Source organism: Halosimplex rubrum, assembly GCF_013415885.1.
Classification (GTDB): domain Archaea; phylum Halobacteriota; class Halobacteria; order Halobacteriales; family Haloarculaceae; genus Halosimplex; species Halosimplex rubrum.
Genome location: NZ_CP058910.1, coordinates 2,677,316 through 2,693,717, shown reverse-complemented (window position 1 = coordinate 2,693,717; position 16,402 = coordinate 2,677,316). Strand labels below are relative to the sequence as shown.

The window sequence follows — 16,402 nt, the reverse complement described above, 5'->3', positions numbered from 1 at the left end:
CGACTCTCAGGCGCGATACTCGCGTCCCAACTGTTATTGCCCGGAGACGGTTGGAAAGTACCATGAGCGCGGTGTCGCGGGACGAGATTCGGGTCCTCCACGTCGACGACGACCCGGACGTGTCCGACCTGACTGCCACGTTCCTGGAACGGGCCGACGAGCGGTTTAGCGTCGAGACGGCCACCGACGTCACCGAGGGGCTGGACCGCCTCGACGGCTACCCGTTCGACTGTGTCGTCTCCGACTACGAGATGCCGGGAGCGGACGGGATCGAGTTCCTCGAACGGGTGCGAGAGCGGTTCCCGGAGCTCCCCTTCATCCTCTTCACCGGGAAGGGCTCGGAGGCGGTGGCGAGCGAGGCGATCTCCGCCGGCGTGACCGACTACCTCCAGAAGGAGACCGGGACCGACCAGTACACCGTCCTGGCGAACCGGATCGCGAACGCGGTCGAACACGCCCGCTCGCGCCGACGGGTCGAACACAGCGAGCGCCGCCTCCGGAAGATCGTCGACTCGCTGCCCCACCTGGTCTACGTCGTCGACGAGACGGGCACCTACCGGCTGGTCAACCAGGTGCTGGCGGCGTTCCACGGCACCACCGTCGATGCGATCGAGGGGTCGACCGTCGAGGAGGTCCTGGACGACCGGGCGGCCGCGCAGTTCCTGCAGGACTTCCGGTCGGTCATCGCGACAGGGGAACCGAAGCGACTCTCGGGGGTCGAAGTGACCGATGCCGAGGGGGAGCACCACGTCTTCGAGCCGCAGGTGTTCCCCTACGACATCGGGGAGAGCGAGGAGCGCGCGGTGCTGGGCGTGACTCGCGACGTGACCGAGCGAGCGGACCGCGAGCGGAAGCTCGAACGGCTGCAACGCCGGACCAGCGCGCTGATGCACACCGAGACCCGCGAGGAGACCGCGCAGGTGGCGACCGAGGCCGCCGACGCCGTCCTCGAAGCCCGCCTGAGCGGCGTCTTCCTGCTCGACGACGCCGGCGAGCGGCTCGAACCGACCGCGGTCGTCGACGCGGTCCGCGAGGCGTTCGACGAGGTTCCGGTCTACCCGCGTGACGCCCCCGAGGGGTCGCGAGCAGCGCTGGTCTGGGATGTCTTCGAGAGGGGCGATCCGGTTCGGATCGACGACGTCCCCGCCGACGAGGGGGTCGACGAACCGACCCCCTCGCGGAGCGTGATCTTCCATCCGATGGGCGACCACGGCGTGTTCGTCGTCTCCGCCGAGCGGACCCACGCCTTCTCGGGGACCGACGAGGTGCTCGTCGAAATCCTGGCGACGACGCTCGAAGCCGCGCTCGACCGCACCGAGCGCCGGGCGGAACTACGACGCCGGCGGGACGAACTCGAGCGGAAGAACGAGCGCCTCGAGGAGTTCACGAGCGTCGTCAGCCACGACCTCCGGAACCCGCTGACGGTGCTGAACGGCGCGGTCGACGCGGCCGAGGCGACCGGCGACCCCGAACAGTTCGAGCGCTGCCGGAACGCCGTCGACCGGATGGACGCGATGATCGAGAACCTCCTCGCGCTGTCCCGGCACGGGGAAGCGATCTCCGAGCCGGAACCGGTCGACCTCGCGCGGGCGGCCAGCCGCGCCTGGGGGACCGTCGAGACCGACGCCGAACGGCTCGCCGTCGAGACCGACCTGACGGTCCGGGCCGACCCCGAGCGCCTCGCTCGACTGCTGGAGAACCTGTTCGGCAACTCGGTGGAGCACGGCGCCACCGACCGCACGGCAGTGGGCGCGCCGGACGAGGGCGGCCTGGTCGTCCGCGTCGGCGACTGCGACGGCGGGTTCTACGTCGAGGACGACGGGCTGGGGATCCCCGAGGACCTGCGCGGCGACGTGTTCGACTCGGGATTCTCGACGCGGGCGGACAACACCGGCTTCGGTCTGGCCATCGTCGAACGGATCGCCGAGGCTCACGGCTGGACCGTCGACGTGACCGAGAGTGACGCCGGCGGCGCGCGGTTCGAGGTCACCGGTGTCGAGACCGTCGAGTGAGCGACTGTCGACCGAGAGCGCCGGCCGACCGACCGGTCGCCGAAAGCTTCGAGGGGGCGACCGACCAGTTTCGAACGTGAGCGAGCCAGTGGTGGTCCCGGGCGGTCGCGACGTGCGCGGGTCGCTGGACGAACCGGACGGCACCGACCCGACCGCCTGCGTCGTCGCCTGTCCGCCCCACCCGCAGCTGGGCGGGTCGCGCTCGGACCGCCGGCTGACCGCGGTCGCCGACGCGCTGACCGACCGCGGGATCGCCGCGCTCCGATTCGACTACGGCGAGTGGGGCGGCGGACCCGGAGAACTGCGCGACATCGGCGGGGCGCTCGACTGGGCGGACGAGCGCTACGACGCGGTCGGCCTGTTCGGCTACAGCTTCGGCGGCTGTCTCGCGTTCGCCGCGGCGGCCGACGGGACGGACGACGATGGGGCATCGCCCGCGGCCGTCTCCGCCCTCGCGCCCGCTCCCCGGGTCGGCGACGGGGCGGACGCGGTCGACGCCGTCGCGGCCGTCGAACGGATCGACTGCCCCGGCCAAGTCGTCTACGGGAGTCGCGACGGCACGGTCGACGCTCGGCCGATCGTCGAGCGGGCGCGCGAACGAGGGTTCTCGGTGACGGAACTGGCGGCCGACCACCACTTCGTCGGGCAGACCGAGACGGTCGCGCAGGTCGTCGCGGACTTTCTCGCGGGTCGCGTCTGAGCCGGGACCGCGCACCGGTCGCTGGACCGACCGGATCGGCGGTCCACGGCCGTCACACGTTGACAAACACACGGATTTGCAGTGGCTCCCGAAACGGTTTTCAGGGCACACCGCGCACGGTCGGTATGCCGACGGAACCGGAGCGAGAGTACGACGAAACTCTGGGGAACAAGTTCGTTTTCGTCACCGGGGGCGTCATGTCCGGGCTGGGCAAGGGTATCACGGCCGCCAGCACCGGCCGGCTCCTCTCGAACGCCGGCTTCGACGTGACCGCGGTCAAGGTCGACCCGTATCTCAACGTCGACGCCGGGACGATGAACCCCTTCCAGCACGGGGAGGTGTACGTCCTCAAGGACGGCGGCGAGGTCGACCTCGATCTCGGGAACTACGAGCGCTTCCTCGACATCGACATGACCTCGAAGCACAACGTGACCACGGGCAAGGTCTACCAGTCCGTCATCGAGAAGGAGCGCTCGGGCGACTACCTGGGCAAGACCGTCCAGGTCATCCCGCACGTCACCGACGACATCAAGCGGCGCATCCGCGAGGTCGCCGAGGGCAGCGACGTCTGTATCATCGAAGTCGGCGGCACCGTCGGTGACATCGAGGGGATGCCCTACCTCGAAGCGCTCCGGCAGTTCGCCCACGAGGAAGACGAGGACGACATCCAGTTCGTCCACGTCACGCTGGTCCCCTACTCGAAAAACGGCGAGCAGAAGACCAAGCCGACCCAGCACAGCGTCAAGGAACTGCGCTCGATCGGCCTCCAGCCCGACATCCTGGTCGGTCGCGCCGACGACCGGCTCGACCCCGAGACCAAGGAGAAGATCGCCCTCTTTTGCGACGTACCCACGGAAGCGGTCTTCTCGAACCCCGACGTGCCCGACATCTATCAGGTGCCGCTGATGGTCGAAGACGAGGGCCTCGACGAGTACGTCATGGAGCGACTCGACCTGGCCGACGACGCCCTGCCCGAGGACGAACGGCACAACGGCTGGCGCAAGCTGGTCACCCAGGAGCAGACGGGCACCGTCGACGTCGCGCTGGTCGGCAAGTACGGGCTCGAAGACGCCTACCTCTCTATCTACGAGTCGCTGAAACACGCCGGCCTCGCCCACAACGTCAACGTCGAGACCGAGTGGATCCACGCCGAGGAACTCGCCGACGGCACGGACGGGCAACTCGACGGCATGGACGCCGTCGTCGTCCCCGGCGGCTTCGGTTCGCGAGGCACCGAGGGCAAGATGGAAGCCATCCGCTACGCCCGCGAGAACGGCCTCCCCTACCTCGGTCTCTGTCTGGGCTTCCAGCTCGCGGTCGTCGAGTACGCCCGCAACGTCCTCGGCCTGGAGGGCGCCCACTCCGCGGAACTCGACGAGGACACCCCCTACCCGGTCATCGACATCCTGCCCGAGCAGGAGGGCGTCGACGACATGGGCGGGACGATGCGGCTGGGCGCCCACGTCACCGAGATCGAGGACGGCACCCTCGCCCACGAGATCTACGACGACGACAGCTGCACGGAGCGCCACCGCCACCGCTACGAGGTCAACCCGGAGTACATCGACGACCTGGAAGCCGCGGGTCTGCGCTTCTCGGGACAGTCCGGCCGCCGGATGGAGATCCTCGAACTGCCCGACCACCCCTACTTCGTCGGGACGCAGTTCCACCCCGAGTTCCGCTCTCGACCCGGCCGCGCCAGCCCGCCGTTCGTCGGCCTGCTCGACGCGGCGCTGGAGCTGCAGGGGTCGACGGACGATGAAGCCGTGGCGGACACCGAGGAGGTGGAGGCCTGATGGTCGACGTCGACTCCTTCATCGACGAGAAGCTCGACGAGATCGCGACCGAGGTCGGCGACGCGAACGCCGTCATCGGGCTCTCGGGCGGCGTCGACTCCTCGACGGCCGCGGCGCTGGCCTACGAGGCCATCGGCGACCAGCTCACCGCCGTCTACGTCGACACCGGTCTCATGCGCAAGGGCGAGACCGACCAGATCCGCGAGACCTTCGACTACATGGACTCGCTGCGTATCGTCGAGGCCCAGGACCGCTTCGTCGAGGCGCTCGAAGGCGAGACCGACCCCGAGGAGAAACGCCACATCATCGGCGAGCAGTTCATCCGGGAGTTCGAGGAGGTCGCCCGCGAGGTCGACGCCGACTACCTCGTCCAGGGGACCATCTACCCCGACCGCATCGAGAGCGAGGGGACGATCAAGTCCCACCACAACGTCGGTGGGCTCCCCGAGCGCATCGACTTCGACGGCATCGTCGAGCCGATGCGGGACCTCTACAAGGACGAGGTGCGCGAGGTCGCCCGCGCGCTCGACCTCGAGGAGATCACCGCCGAGCGGATGCCGTTCCCCGGGCCCGGTCTCGCCGTCCGTATCATCGGCGAGGTCACCGAGGAGAAACTCGAAGTCGCCCGCGAGGCCAACCACGTCGTCGAGGAGGAACTCGAAGACCACGACCCGTGGCAGGCGCTGGCCGCGGTGCTGGGGAAGGCCACCGGCGTCAAGGGCGACAACCGCGTCCACGGCTGGGTCGTCGCCGTCCGCTCGGTCGAGAGCCGCGACGGCATGACCGCCCGCGCCCAAGACGTGGACTGGGACACCCTCCAGCGCATTCAGTCCAGAATCACTGGCGAGAACGACAACGTCTCCCGAGTGCTGTACGACGTGACCCACAAGCCGCCGGCGACCATCGAGTACGAGTAAGCACAGCCGGCGACGTCTCGCCGGTCTACGGCGACGCGGACGCCGAGCCCCGCGCGTTCCACACGGATCGGAGCCCCTGGACGAACAGCCCGAGGAACCCGACCAGCAGCGCGAGCGCGCCGCCGATCCCGACCGGGCGGGGAACGGCGAGGAGGGTCCCCGCGTAGAGCCCGAGGAGGAGTTCGGAGCCGAGCCAACAGCCGAAGGCCGGGACGAAGTACCGCCGGCTGCGGTTCGTCTCCGCCGTCTTCGAGAGGACGAGGAGCAGGACCAGCCCCGACGCGGGGATCGCGATATCGACGACGTGCGTCGGACCGCCGAGCCACTCGATCATCGTCCGAGCGGAGACGCGATATCGACGTATCAGTTCCGGAGCCGTCCCGGTCGAGCGCCCGGGAACGCGGAGCGGTGAGCCGCCCGCCGGAAACGTGAGACACAAGCCCCCGGGCGTCGTCCGTGTCCGTATGAACGCAGTGTTCGCAGGCAGCGACACCGAGGGGCTGGCCGACGAGTTGCGCGACCGGGGGGCGACGGTGACGGTCGTCGACGGCGTCGCCAACCGGCCGGCACTCGAAGAGGCGGGCGTCCACGACGCCGACCTGTTCGTCCTGACCGACGTGGGCCAGGCGACCTCCATCGTCGTCGCGCGCGACCTCAACCCCGACGTGCGGGTCGTCACGTACACCGACGACTCCCTGCCGGAGTTCGTCAGCGGCCAGCAGGTCCTCGGGATGGACCCCGCGCTGTTCGACGCCGACACCGTCGCCGAGGAACTGACCGCGGAGGCCGACGCGGACGACTGACGCCCGGGCCGGCTACCTCGACCACCCCGACCGCCGCGACCGCGTCGGACCCGGGGCAACACTATTGTTCCCAGGGACGAAATTCACACAGTATGACCGAACTGTCGACCGACCCGACGGCTAGTGCGTCGGCGGCCGCGGCGGTCCTCTCGGCCTGGCGCGAGGGGCTTGGAGCGCTGGCCGGCGGCGCCCTGCTCGGGGCCGTCGCCCGGTCGCTGCTGGCGGTCAACGGCGTCTCGGGACCGTCGACGGCCGCGCTCGTCGGCGGCGGTGCCCTCGCTGCGCTCGTCTGCGTCCTCGGCCTGATCGCGGTCGGCGCGGCCCGGCGGACCGTCCGGTTCGACCGCGACTCCCTCACCGTCGAGGGCGGACTCCGACCCGGTTCGACCGCCGTCGAGTACGACGACCTCGACCTCGCGATCCGCCGTGAGACGGCGGGCGACCGACGGATCGGGACGGCGAGCTACGAACTGGCCCGGTCGGGGGAGTCGAGCCGTTTCCTCGGCAACCTGCGCGACCCCGACGAGTTCGAGCGCGCGCTCGACGCCCGCGTGCCGACTCCCCGCGAGCGGATCGACGCCGTCGACGAGGCGACGGTTCGCGAGGCGCTCCAGCGGAGCCGCGTCTTCTGGCGGGGCTGGCCGAGCGACGAGTCGCTCCCCCGGTCGGCGGTCGTGAGCGACGAGGCGCTCGTCGAAAAACTCGACGGACAAGGGGACGTGACGCCGACAGGCGGAGACGACGACGAACGACCGCGTCGCTCCTCGCCCGGCCCGGACCGACCGGCCACCCTCGACGGGATCACTCGCGACGGAAGTGGTAGCGAGGTCGAGAACTTCACCGGAGGGACCGCGGGCGACGGCGTCGCCGAGTAGCGTCCGTGACACCGGAACCGGAGCGGCGTCCGTCGGCCCAGCGCCACGAAGCTTATATGCGGCCCCCGAATAGTTGGAGCGATGACCGGTCCGATCCCGAGCGAACGGTTCGCCGGCGCCGTTCCCGCGCTCGGATCAGAGCTGCGCGTCCATCGCGACCGGCTGGAGTACGACCCGGGCGGACTGCGCGGCCTCGTCGGGAGGCCGAAGACCGTCGACATCGCGGCGATCGATCTCGTCGTCCGCCGCGACGGACGGCTCGACCGGCTGCTCGGTGCCGGAAGTTACGACCTGATCCGCTCCGGCGAGCCGACGGTCAGGCTCTATCACCTCGCGGACACCGACGGGGTCGAGCGCGCGCTCGGCGGGCGGGTGCCGGCGCCCCGGGACCGGGTCGAAGTGGTCGACGAGGCGGAGGCCCGCGCGGCGCTCCAGCAGCGACGGGTCGCCTGGCGGCGCTGGCCCGACGACGAACCGCTGCCCCGCTCGGCGGTCGTGACGGACCCCGATCTGGTCGAGCGGCTGCACGCCGGGGAAGAGATCGAAGGGCCGGAGGTGACCCGCGCCGAGGACGCCCGCCCGTCCGGCGTCACCGCGACCGACTTCGAGAACGGGACGTTCCCCGGCGGCGGGGGAGGCGGGGACGCCGACTTCACCGGCGGCTCGGCCCGTCACTCGCCCGGCCACGCGTCGAACGAGCGCGGCACGGAGCCCAACGTCGGGAGCGACGAGGCCACCGACATGAGCGACGGCGGGTGGTGACCGTCACTGCGGGGGCCGCGCGGGCTCGCGGACCTGACCGAACCGCGCCGCGAGGGCGGCCAGCCGGTCGCGCCCGCCGCGCTCGAAGGGCACGCCGTGGCCCGGCGCCGCGATTTCGAACCCCGGCGCGTCGGCCGCCAGCCGAGCCACGCTCTCGCGGGCCGCCGCCGTGTCGTCGGTGATGACCCACGGCGTCGTGTCCAGATCGCCGTCGGACTCGCGAACCAGATCGCCCAGCGCCGCCAACCCCAGCTCCTCGCTGACGTAGGCGACGTGACCCGGGGTGTGGCCGGGCGTCTCGTAGGCGGTGAACGAGCCGACTTCGTCGCCGTCGACCAGCGGGACGACCTCGGTCTCCGGTGGCGTGACCAGCGGGCCGACCAGTCGCTGGAACGCGCCCTTGGGGACCGAGAACGGCGGCGCCTCGCGACCCGTCACCAGCGGGGCGTCCCCCCGACCGGCGTATATCGTGAGGTCGAGACCGTCGAGGCGCGCGAGGCCGCCGACGTGGTCCAGGTCGTAGTGGGTGACCAGCACCCGGTCGAGGTCGTCGAGCGCGAACTCCGCGTCGACGACGGCGTCGAGCACGCGACCGCCGTGCCAGGGCATCCCCGCGTCGACGAGCGTCAGCGTCCCCCCGTCGTCGACGAGGTACGCGTTGACGCCGCCGAGTTCGATCCACCACACCTCGTCGGAGAGTCTCGTGACCATACGTCCGCGTACGGTCGTCGAGGGCATAAACCGGCGGTCGCGACCGAAGACCGACCGTCGAATCGGGCCCTACCGTCCGATCGTCACGTCGAGCGGGCGGTCCCGCGAGGACGGGCCGATCGAGACGACGTGGTCGCCCGAATCCACGGTCCAGCCCGACTCGGCGTCGTAGCGGCCGAACGCGCGCTCGTCGAGGTCGACGGTGACGCGACGGGACTCGCCGGCGTCCAGCGCCAGCGAGGCGAACCCGCCGAGCTCCCGCGGCGGTCGGTCGAGGTCGTCGGGCGCCGCCGGCGAGTCGACGTACGCCTGGACGACCGCCCGGCCGGAGCGGTCGGCGGTGTTCTCGACGGTCAGTTCGACCGTCGAGTCGTCGACCGCCTCGGCGTCGCGGTACTCGAAGGTCGCGTACGAGCGGCCGTGACCGAACGGGTAGGTCGGCTCGGCGTCGGTCACGTCGAAGTGCCGGTAGCCGACGAGCAGCCCCTCGTCGTAGTGTGCCTCGCCGTCGACGCCGGGGAAGCGTCGCTCGTCGGCGGTGGGGTACGCCGCCTCGGGGGCGAACGTGACGGGGAGCCTCCCGCCGGGGTCGCTGTCGCCGTAGAGGACGGCCGCGGCGGCGGAGCCGTGGGACTGGCCGGGGTACCAGCCGGCGACGACGGCCGCAACGTCCTCGCGCCAGGGCGTCTCGAAGGGGCCGCTCGTGTTCGCGACCACGACCGTCCGGTCGTTCGCGGCCGCGACCGCCTCGATCAGGTCGTCCTGGTCGCCGGGGAGCGCGAGCGTCTCGCGGTCGGCGGCCTCCGTCGCCTGGTCGCGGACGAAGACCAGCGCCACGTCCGCGTCCTCGGCGGCCGCGACCGCCGCGTCGAGTGACGCGTCGGACGCATCCTCGTCGCCCTCCTCGCCCCCGTCGTCGGGCTCGAACGCGTCGAACAGTGAGATGTCCTCGATCCGCGGGACCCCCTGGGCGACCGAGCCCGACCCCTCGGCGCGGGCCTCGATCCCCTCGACGGGGCTCGTCTCGGTGAACGGCGTCGTCTCCGAGGAGCCGCCACCGCCGAGGATCGCCTCGTCGACGTTCGGCCCGACCACGGCCACGTCGGCGCCGTCGGCCAGCGGCAGGACGCCGTCGTTGTCCAGCAGGACGGTCCCGCGGACCGCGACCCGCTCGGCGAGGTCGCGGTGTTCCGGCGTGTCGACCGCGCCCTCGGGTTCGTCCGCGTCACCGCTCCCGCCGAGCAGGCCGTGGCGGTCCAACTGGGTGAGCAGCCGGCGGACCATGTCGTCGAGCCGCGACTCGGGCACGTCGCCGGCTTCGACGGCGCCGGCCAACTCCTCGCTGTAGAGGCCGCCCGTCGTCGGGTCCGGCATCCCGTCGGCGTAGTCGAACCCGTCGGTCGGGTCGTCGGGGCCGGCGTCGTCGTCGGCCGCTTGCGCTTCCCGGTCGTCTCCGTGCCCGTCGCCGTCATCGCCGGGTGCGCCCATCGACTCGAACAGCTCCTCGGCCGAGATACCGGGCATCTGCAGGTCCAGCCCGCCGTTGGCGGTGCCGACGACGCTCTCGGTGCCGAACCAGTCGGACATGACCACGCCGTCGAAGCCCCACTCGTCTTTGAGGGTGTCCGTCAGCAACTCCCCGTGTTCGCTCGTGTACGTGCCGTTCACGCGGTTGTACGAGGACATCACGGCGCCGGCACCGGCGTCGACGGCGTCGCGGAAGCCCGGCAGGTACAGCTCGCGGAGGACGCGCTCGTCGACCTCGGCGCTGACGGACGCGCGGGCGGTCTCCTGGTTGTTCGCGACGAAGTGTTTCGGCGTCGCGATAACGCCGGTCGACTCGATACCGTCGACGACGCCCGCCGCGAACCGCCCCGTCACGACCGGGTCCTCGGCGTAGTACTCGAAGTTACGCCCGCAGTGGGGCACCCGGATCAGGTTCAGCCCCGGACCGAGCAGCACGTCCTGGTCCCGCGCCAGCGCCTCGCGACCCAGCGCCCGGCCGAACTCGCGAGCGAGTTCGGGGTCGAACGACGCCGACAGCGCCGTTGAGGCGGGGAACGCCGTCGCCGGTTCGTCCGTCCGGACGCCCAGCGGCCCGTCCGAGAACCTGACCGGCGGGACGTCCAGCCGCTCGACGCCGGGGACGAACCCCGTCGCCGTCCCTTCGGTGTCCGTCGCGCCGTGCGTGAGTCGTACCTTCTCCGCCAGTGTGAGCTCCGAGAGGAGCCGGTCGACCGTATCGGTCATCGTTGATTGGACGTTCAGTCAGGACAGACTTAACCGTTTCCACAGCCTTCGAAGTCCCGTCACCGTCCGAGGCGAGGAGGGTGCCCGACAGCAGGACGGGCGGTCGCGAGAGCGGGGGCCAGCCCGACAGCGGAGGTCGGGTGGGTTCGACGGAGCAACGGATGGGAGCGGTGGAGGGTCGAACGCCGGGTGGACGCCGGCGGGGGCGGTCAGTGTTCGAGGATGGTGCCGCCGGCGCCGACGGCGATCTCGACCTCGCTCTCGCGGCAGACGGCCTTCAGGTTCTGGCCGGTCGGGGTGGCGTCGGGCTTCCACTCCTCGTCCTCGCGGTCGTAGACCGCGCCGCCGCCGCCGACGGCGTAGCCGACGCCGTCCTCGACCTCGATGTCGCGCAGGCCGGCGTCGCCGGTGTCTCGCGGGACCCACCGCGAGCCGGTCCAGTGGAAGACCATCCCGCCGCCGCCGGAGACCCACACGTCGTCGGCCCCGTCCGAGTCGACGCCGTAGAAGTTGACGTTGGCGTCGGCCAGCCCGATCTTGTCCCAGGTCGAACCGTCGCCCGTGTAGAAGACGGACTTGTTGCCGTCGACGATGTGGCCCTCGCGGTCGTCGTAGAAGTCGACGGCGTTGATGGCCGAGCCCGACCCCGGCGTGACGTAGTCCCAGGTCTGGGTCGCGCCGTTCTCGAAGCTGTAGTACATCTTCCCGGAGTCGCCGGCGACGTAGACGTTGGCCTCGCCGGCCTCGCCCGTGACCGACACGTCGTTGAAGTTGTTGGTCACGTCCATCGGCGCCGAGTGGTCGACGAGATTGCCGGTCGTCACGTCGTACTCGCCGATAGCGCCCGAGGAGCCGACGAACCAGAGGCGCTCGCCGTCGTCGGTCACGTCCGCGCCGTAGAGGTTGTTGCCGTTGCCGGTCGGGCCGCCGTCGAGGATCTTCCGCCAGCCCTTCGCGGTCCGTTCGAGGACGACTCCCGCGTCACCCACCGCGTACGCGCCCTCGCTCGTCTCCTCGACGTCGTAGAGGGTGCCACCGACGGGGGACTTCACCGCGGTCCACTCCGAGTCGGCGGACGACGCGGACGCGACGGACGGGACGGCCGCCGCGCCGAGCGCCGCGCCCGCTGCTTTCAGCACGTTGCGTCGAGTGTCGGTGCGTTCGGACATTGCATCCGGGACATGCGACCGGTTGCACTTAATCGGGGGTCGCCTTTACCGCCGATTTACGCCGTTTAACGGCCCGAAACTCCGAATATCTCGGTATTCGTTCGGCCGAACAGACCGATTTCGGTCCGAGCGGAGCCCGCCGCCAACTCGACTTAACCGACGTGAAACGACGAAAGATTGAAGTGAAAGAGACGCTCCCGCGAGAGCGGCCCGGAGCGGCCCGAATACGTTCGTCTCACGGCGGCGGTCGGGTACCGAAATACTGTGGTACGGGCGCGACGGAGGGTGGTGGCGGTGGCGACTCGGTAGTCAGTCGTCGCGCCGCGCCAGCGAGACGAGATGGGCCATCTCCTCGACGACGAGCTCCTCGGTGCCCAGCCGGGCGGCGGCCTCGCTGCCGGGGAGGCAGAACACGGGGACGCCGTCGACCATCCCCGCGGTGGCGCGGGAGACCATCGCGCGGGTGCCGATCTCCTCGTAGGAGAGGATGCGGAACAGTTCGCCGAAGCCCGGGAGTTCGCGGTCGAACAGCGGGCGGGCGCCCTCGACGGTCACGTCGTCCGGCGTGACGCCCGTCCCGCCGGTCGTGACGACCACGTCGACGTCGTCGCGACCCGTGAGGTTCAACAGCGCGGTCTGGACGCCGTCGAGGTCGTCCCTGAGGATCTCGCGAGTGACGACCTCGTGGTCGGCGGCCTCGATCAGCGCCTCGATCACGTCGCCGCTCGGATCGTTCTCGCGTGTGCGCGTCGACGAGACCGTGACGACCGCGACACCGAGTAGCCCCACCTCGGCACCGTGGGCGTGGTCGTGGGAGTGACCGGCCGAGTCGTGCGAGCGGTCGTCGGTGTCGTGGGAGTGACTGCCAGAGTCGTGCGAGGGGTCGTCGGTGTCGTGGGAGTGACCGCCGGAGTCGGCACGGTCGTCCGTGCGAGCGCCCCCGCTGTTCTCGACCTCCCGACGGTCGGTCTCACTCGGAGCGTGCTCGGCCGCCGCGCCGGGATCGGTCTCGACGGCGGTCTCCGCGTCGGTCTCGACGGCGGCCTCCGCGTCGGTCTCGTCGTCGGCGAACGGGTGGTCGTCGGGACCGTCCGCTACCTCGGAGGGCTGCACCGATCCGCTCGACGACGACAGCGGGTCGTCCGCCGGCGAGTCGGCGCCGCGGCCGTCGTCGGTCGTTTCGGGTTCGGTGTCGTCGGTCGACGGATCCGTCTCGGTATCGGCCTCCGGGGACGCCGCCCCGGCGGCGGCAGTGTCCGGGGCCAGCGGGTCCCCGCTCGCGCCCCCGGACGAACCGGCGAGCGGGTCCCCGCCCGATTCGGCCGCGTCGGCATCGCTCTCGCCATCGGACGCTCCCGGGTCGGATCCGGTGGCGTCCCCGCTCTCGGACTCGCCCGCGTCGACCCCCTCGGTTTCGACGGCCGGTTCGTCTGCGGGCTCCGGCTCGGTCGGCTCCGCTCCCGCTTCCGGTTCCCCCTCGACCGGCTCGTCCGCCGGCTCGTCCTCGGCGGCTTCCGCCCCGCCCCCCTCGGCGTCGGCCTCCTCGTCCTCGTCGTCGCCGTACCCGCGGCTGGTGTCGCGGGACTGGAAATCGACCATGGGATCGCTACCCGACAGCGAACCAAAAAGGCCAGCATGCCGACCGCGGTCAGGAGAGCGTCGCGACGACGGCGTCGGTGGCGGCGTCGGCGTCGCGGTCCTGGAGGAAGGTGGCGACGGCGTCTTTGAGCTGGACCACCTGTTCGGGTCGGACGGCCAGGCCGTGACACATCGACGGGAGCTGGGTCGCACGGCCGTCGAACGCCTCGTGGAGCCCGCGGCTCATCGGGTGCAACTCGGCGACCGACACGTCGCTGCGCGGCGGGACGGACCCGCAGATGGCGTTGAACCGCTCGATGGTCTCTGCGGACCCGAGGTACTCGACGAACGCCGAGACGGCGTCGTCGCCCTCAGTGTGAGCCGCCGGGACGACCGCGTTCGTGTTGACGATGTGCGTGCCGTCGGTGCCGGGGAACGGGACGCAGTCCCAGTCGCGGCCGAACTCCATGTCGCTCCCGGCCATGTGTCCCGTCGACCACGACCCGTTGTTCATACAGGCCGCTTCGCCGTCCGAGAAGGCGAACTCGAGGTCGCTGGAGTCCATGAACTCCGGGTTGTCCGGCCCGGCGGCAAGGTACGTCTCGAGCGTGTCGAACCCCGCGCGGATACCCGCTCGATGGGGCGACGGCCGGCCGCCGGTCGCCTCCTCGTAGCCGTCCGGCCCCTCGTGGGCGAGAAAGAGCGTCTCCCACAGCTGGAGGAGGCCGAACGGGTTCCGCCCGAAGACGGCGATCGGCTGTTCGGCGTGCTCGGCCAGCGCCGGGAGCGCCTCCGCGAGTTCGTCGGGACCCGAGAGGCGGGCCGGGTCCACGCCGGCCGCCTCGAACAGCTCGACGTTGTAGTAGAGGTTGCTGATCCGGTGCATGTCCAGCGGGACGGCGTGGAACTCCCCGTCGAAGCGGGCCACGTCGACCATCCCGTCGAAGTACGCCCGTTCCATGCCCGTCCGCTCCCACAGCTCGGAGATATCCGCCGTCGCGCCGACCTCGACCGTGGGCCTGAGGTTCGCACCCGGCCACTCGTCCCACACGTCCGGCGGGTCCTCGCGGAGGATCCGGCTCTTGATCATCAGGCGGAGCGCGTTGATCGCCGTCTGCTCCTCGGCGAACGACACGTTCGGGTTTCGGTCGGCGTACTCCGAGAGCACCGCGTCCATCGCCTCCTGCTCGCTCCCCCACACGAAGTGGTGGTGGATCTCTATCTCGCGCTGTCCGCCCACGGCCGTTGACATACGATACCGTCCGTCCGACCCCCATAATGACCTTGTCCCCGAGTTATCCGAACTGAGAATCGGTTCGGACGGACGGGAGTGACCCGCTCGCTCGGCTCGGTCGGTCCGGCGGGCTCGCTCGGCTCGGCCGGTTCGTCACCGTTTTGCACACCCCGCGAGTGGATAAGAGTATGTACGCAGTCCAGTACGCGGACCACGGCGACCGCGACGTCGTCGAGTACGCCGAGCGGCCCGACCCCGAGGCTGGTCGCGCGGACGTGCTCGTCGACGTGAAGGCGGGCGCGCTGAACCACCTCGACGTGTGGACCCGGAAGGGCCTGCCCGGCGTCGACCTGGAGATGCCCCACGTCCCCGGCTGCGACGCCGCTGGCGTCGTCGAGTCGGTCGGCGAAGACGTGACCCGCTTCGAACCCGGCGACCGCGTCGCGGTCACGGCGGGCGTCAGCTGCGGCGAGTGCGAGTTCTGCCGCGACGGCGAGGCGTCGATGTGCGTCGACTTCCACATCATCGGCGAACACGTCAGCGGCGTCCACGGCGAACTCGCCGCGGTCCCCGAGGACAACCTCGTCGCCGTCCCCGAGGGCGTCGACTGGGCGACCGCCGCCGCGGCGCCGCTGGTCTTCCAGACCGCCTGGCGGATGCTCGTCACCCGCGCCGATATCGAGCCCGGCGAATCCGTGCTCGTGCTCGGCGCCTCGGGCGGCGTCGGTCACGCGGCCGTCCAGATCGCCGACTTCGCCGGCGCCGAGGTGTTCGCGACGGCCAGCACCGACGAGAAGATCGACTTCGCGCGGGAGATCGGCGCCGACCACGCCATCGACTACACCGACGAGGACTTCGCCGCGCGGGTCCGCGAGCTGACCGACGGACGCGGCGTCGACGTGGTGGTCGACCACGTCGCCGGCGAGACGTGGGACGACTCGCTGAAGAGCCTCGCCAAGGGCGGCCGGCTGGTCACCTGCGGCGCGACGGCCGGTGGCCGCCCCCAGACGAACGTCAACCGGGTGTTCTGGAACCAGCTGTCGGTTATCGGCTCGACGATGGCCACCCCGGGCGAGGTCGACGACGTCCTCGCGAAGGTGTGGGACGGCACCTTCGAGGTGCGCGTGCGCGACCGCCTGCCGATGAGCGAGACCGCCCGCGCCCACGAACTGCTGGAGGACCGGGAGGGGTTCGGGAAAGTGGTGGTCGTCCCCGACAGCGAGATCGATGACTGAGACGCCCGCCGCCGACGGCGACCCCGACCGCGAGGGCGGAACCGACACGGACGACGATGTCCCCCCGGTCGATCCGGGGGGCTACGACGTGCCGGACCCCGAATCGCGCGAGTTCGGCGTCCGCGGGTGGGGGCTCGTCGCCGCGCTGGTGGTCGCGCTCGTCGTGATCCCCTGGACGATCATCGGGATCCCCCAGGCGCAGGGGCTCCTCGAAGCGCTCCCGCTGGGGTATCGCGACGCCTACCTCGTCCTGCCGTTCGTCCCCGCCGTCTTCCTCGGCGCCCTCGGCGTCTGGACGGCGCTCGCGAACCGGCGGCCCTGATCCGGCGACCCTGATCCGGCGACCCCGCGACGGCACAC

Annotated in this window: 15 protein-coding genes; 9 read left to right on the top strand and 6 right to left on the bottom strand. The window is 71.0% G+C overall.

Annotation, left to right across the window (positions count from 1 at the left end):
- The first annotated feature begins 62 nt into the window (after positions 1-62).
- The 4 genes from HZS55_RS13425 to guaA all read left to right on the top strand — a co-directional run bounded on the left by HZS55_RS13425 (position 63) and on the right by guaA (position 5,425).
- The gene (locus HZS55_RS13425; protein WP_179908168.1) at positions 63-2,012 is read left to right on the top strand and encodes a hybrid sensor histidine kinase/response regulator; all 1,950 of its coding nucleotides are present in this window, start codon (positions 63-65) and stop codon (positions 2,010-2,012) included.
- Positions 2,013-2,088: 76 nt separating this feature from the next.
- Positions 2,089-2,712, top strand: a complete 624-nt coding sequence (locus tag HZS55_RS13420; protein ID WP_179908167.1) for an alpha/beta hydrolase — start codon at positions 2,089-2,091, stop codon at positions 2,710-2,712.
- Positions 2,713-2,837: 125 nt separating this feature from the next.
- Positions 2,838-4,508 carry a CTP synthase gene (locus HZS55_RS13415; protein WP_179908166.1) on the top strand — a complete coding sequence of 557 codons (1,671 nt, stop codon included), beginning with the start codon at positions 2,838-2,840 and terminating at the stop codon, positions 4,506-4,508.
- On the top strand, positions 4,508-5,425 hold the full coding sequence (gene guaA / locus HZS55_RS13410) for a glutamine-hydrolyzing GMP synthase (RefSeq protein ID WP_179908165.1): 918 nt from the start codon (positions 4,508-4,510) through the stop codon (positions 5,423-5,425). Before HZS55_RS13415 ends, guaA begins: the two co-directional genes overlap by 1 nt.
- 25 nt (positions 5,426-5,450) lie before the next feature.
- Here the strand turns inward: guaA and HZS55_RS13405 are convergent, their stop codons facing one another.
- The gene (locus tag HZS55_RS13405; RefSeq protein ID WP_179908164.1) at positions 5,451-5,759 is read right to left on the bottom strand and encodes a hypothetical protein; all 309 of its coding nucleotides are present in this window, start codon (positions 5,757-5,759) and stop codon (positions 5,451-5,453) included.
- Positions 5,760-5,889: 130 nt separating this feature from the next.
- Here HZS55_RS13405 and HZS55_RS13400 point away from each other — a divergent pair, with 130 nt between their 5' ends.
- The 3 genes from HZS55_RS13400 (at position 5,890) to HZS55_RS13390 (ending at position 7,865) form a co-directional block, all read left to right on the top strand.
- Positions 5,890-6,228 (top strand): DUF7126 family protein, encoded by a 339-nt coding sequence (locus HZS55_RS13400; RefSeq protein ID WP_179908163.1) that lies wholly within the window; start codon positions 5,890-5,892, stop codon positions 6,226-6,228.
- Between the two features lie 92 nt (positions 6,229-6,320).
- The gene (locus tag HZS55_RS13395) at positions 6,321-7,103 is read left to right on the top strand and encodes a hypothetical protein (protein ID WP_179908162.1); all 783 of its coding nucleotides are present in this window, start codon (positions 6,321-6,323) and stop codon (positions 7,101-7,103) included.
- A gap of 81 nt (positions 7,104-7,184) precedes the next feature.
- Positions 7,185-7,865, top strand: coding sequence for a hypothetical protein (locus tag HZS55_RS13390; RefSeq protein ID WP_179908161.1), 681 nt, complete (start codon positions 7,185-7,187; stop codon positions 7,863-7,865).
- A 3-nt stretch (positions 7,866-7,868) separates the two neighbouring features.
- Here the strand turns inward: HZS55_RS13390 and HZS55_RS13385 are convergent, their stop codons facing one another.
- The 5 genes from HZS55_RS13385 to HZS55_RS13365 all read right to left on the bottom strand — a co-directional run bounded on the left by HZS55_RS13385 (position 7,869) and on the right by HZS55_RS13365 (position 14,825).
- Positions 7,869-8,576 (bottom strand): MBL fold metallo-hydrolase, encoded by a 708-nt coding sequence (locus tag HZS55_RS13385; RefSeq protein WP_179908160.1) that lies wholly within the window; start codon positions 8,574-8,576, stop codon positions 7,869-7,871.
- Positions 8,577-8,645: 69 nt separating this feature from the next.
- A complete protein-coding gene (locus tag HZS55_RS13380; RefSeq protein ID WP_179908159.1) occupies positions 8,646-10,826 on the bottom strand; it encodes a beta-glucosidase in 2,181 nt (726 codons plus the stop codon).
- 209 nt (positions 10,827-11,035) lie between these two features.
- Entirely contained in the window at positions 11,036-11,995 is a 960-nt protein-coding gene (locus HZS55_RS13375; RefSeq protein WP_179908158.1) for a WD40/YVTN/BNR-like repeat-containing protein, read from the bottom strand.
- A gap of 309 nt (positions 11,996-12,304) precedes the next feature.
- Positions 12,305-13,594 carry a molybdopterin-binding protein gene (locus HZS55_RS23015; protein ID WP_218927220.1) on the bottom strand — a complete coding sequence of 430 codons (1,290 nt, stop codon included), beginning with the start codon at positions 13,592-13,594 and terminating at the stop codon, positions 12,305-12,307.
- 49 nt (positions 13,595-13,643) lie between these two features.
- Positions 13,644-14,825 (bottom strand): ABC transporter substrate-binding protein, encoded by a 1,182-nt coding sequence (locus HZS55_RS13365; RefSeq protein WP_179908157.1) that lies wholly within the window; start codon positions 14,823-14,825, stop codon positions 13,644-13,646.
- Between the two features lie 170 nt (positions 14,826-14,995).
- Between HZS55_RS13365 and HZS55_RS13360 the strand changes: the two genes are divergently transcribed.
- Positions 14,996-16,042, top strand: coding sequence for a zinc-binding dehydrogenase (locus HZS55_RS13360; RefSeq protein WP_179908156.1), 1,047 nt, complete (start codon positions 14,996-14,998; stop codon positions 16,040-16,042).
- A complete protein-coding gene (locus HZS55_RS13355) occupies positions 16,035-16,364 on the top strand; it encodes a hypothetical protein (protein ID WP_246308255.1) in 330 nt (109 codons plus the stop codon). The genes HZS55_RS13360 and HZS55_RS13355 overlap by 8 nt, the downstream gene beginning before the upstream one ends.
- The last annotated feature ends 38 nt before the right edge of the window (positions 16,365-16,402 follow it).

Bases quoted from the DNA above. Each gene is read 5' to 3' on its own strand.
- HZS55_RS13425 (WP_179908168.1), top strand. From the start codon at position 63: ATGAGCGCGGTGTCGCGGGACGAGATTCGGGTCCTCCACGTCGACGAC.
- HZS55_RS13415 (WP_179908166.1), top strand. From the start codon at position 2,838: ATGCCGACGGAACCGGAGCGAGAGTACGACGAAACTCTGGGGAACAAG.
- guaA (WP_179908165.1), top strand. From the start codon at position 4,508: ATGGTCGACGTCGACTCCTTCATCGACGAGAAGCTCGACGAGATCGCG.
- HZS55_RS13405 (WP_179908164.1), bottom strand. From the start codon at position 5,759: ATGATCGAGTGGCTCGGCGGTCCGACGCACGTCGTCGATATCGCGATC.
- HZS55_RS13400 (WP_179908163.1), top strand. From the start codon at position 5,890: ATGAACGCAGTGTTCGCAGGCAGCGACACCGAGGGGCTGGCCGACGAG.
- HZS55_RS13395 (WP_179908162.1), top strand. From the start codon at position 6,321: ATGACCGAACTGTCGACCGACCCGACGGCTAGTGCGTCGGCGGCCGCG.
- HZS55_RS13390 (WP_179908161.1), top strand. From the start codon at position 7,185: ATGACCGGTCCGATCCCGAGCGAACGGTTCGCCGGCGCCGTTCCCGCG.
- HZS55_RS13385 (WP_179908160.1), bottom strand. From the start codon at position 8,576: ATGGTCACGAGACTCTCCGACGAGGTGTGGTGGATCGAACTCGGCGGC.
- HZS55_RS13380 (WP_179908159.1), bottom strand. From the start codon at position 10,826: ATGACCGATACGGTCGACCGGCTCCTCTCGGAGCTCACACTGGCGGAG.
- HZS55_RS13375 (WP_179908158.1), bottom strand. From the start codon at position 11,995: ATGTCCGAACGCACCGACACTCGACGCAACGTGCTGAAAGCAGCGGGC.
- HZS55_RS23015 (WP_218927220.1), bottom strand. From the start codon at position 13,594: ATGGTCGATTTCCAGTCCCGCGACACCAGCCGCGGGTACGGCGACGAC.
- HZS55_RS13365 (WP_179908157.1), bottom strand. From the start codon at position 14,825: ATGTCAACGGCCGTGGGCGGACAGCGCGAGATAGAGATCCACCACCAC.
- HZS55_RS13360 (WP_179908156.1), top strand. From the start codon at position 14,996: ATGTACGCAGTCCAGTACGCGGACCACGGCGACCGCGACGTCGTCGAG.
- HZS55_RS13355 (WP_246308255.1), top strand. From the start codon at position 16,035: ATGACTGAGACGCCCGCCGCCGACGGCGACCCCGACCGCGAGGGCGGA.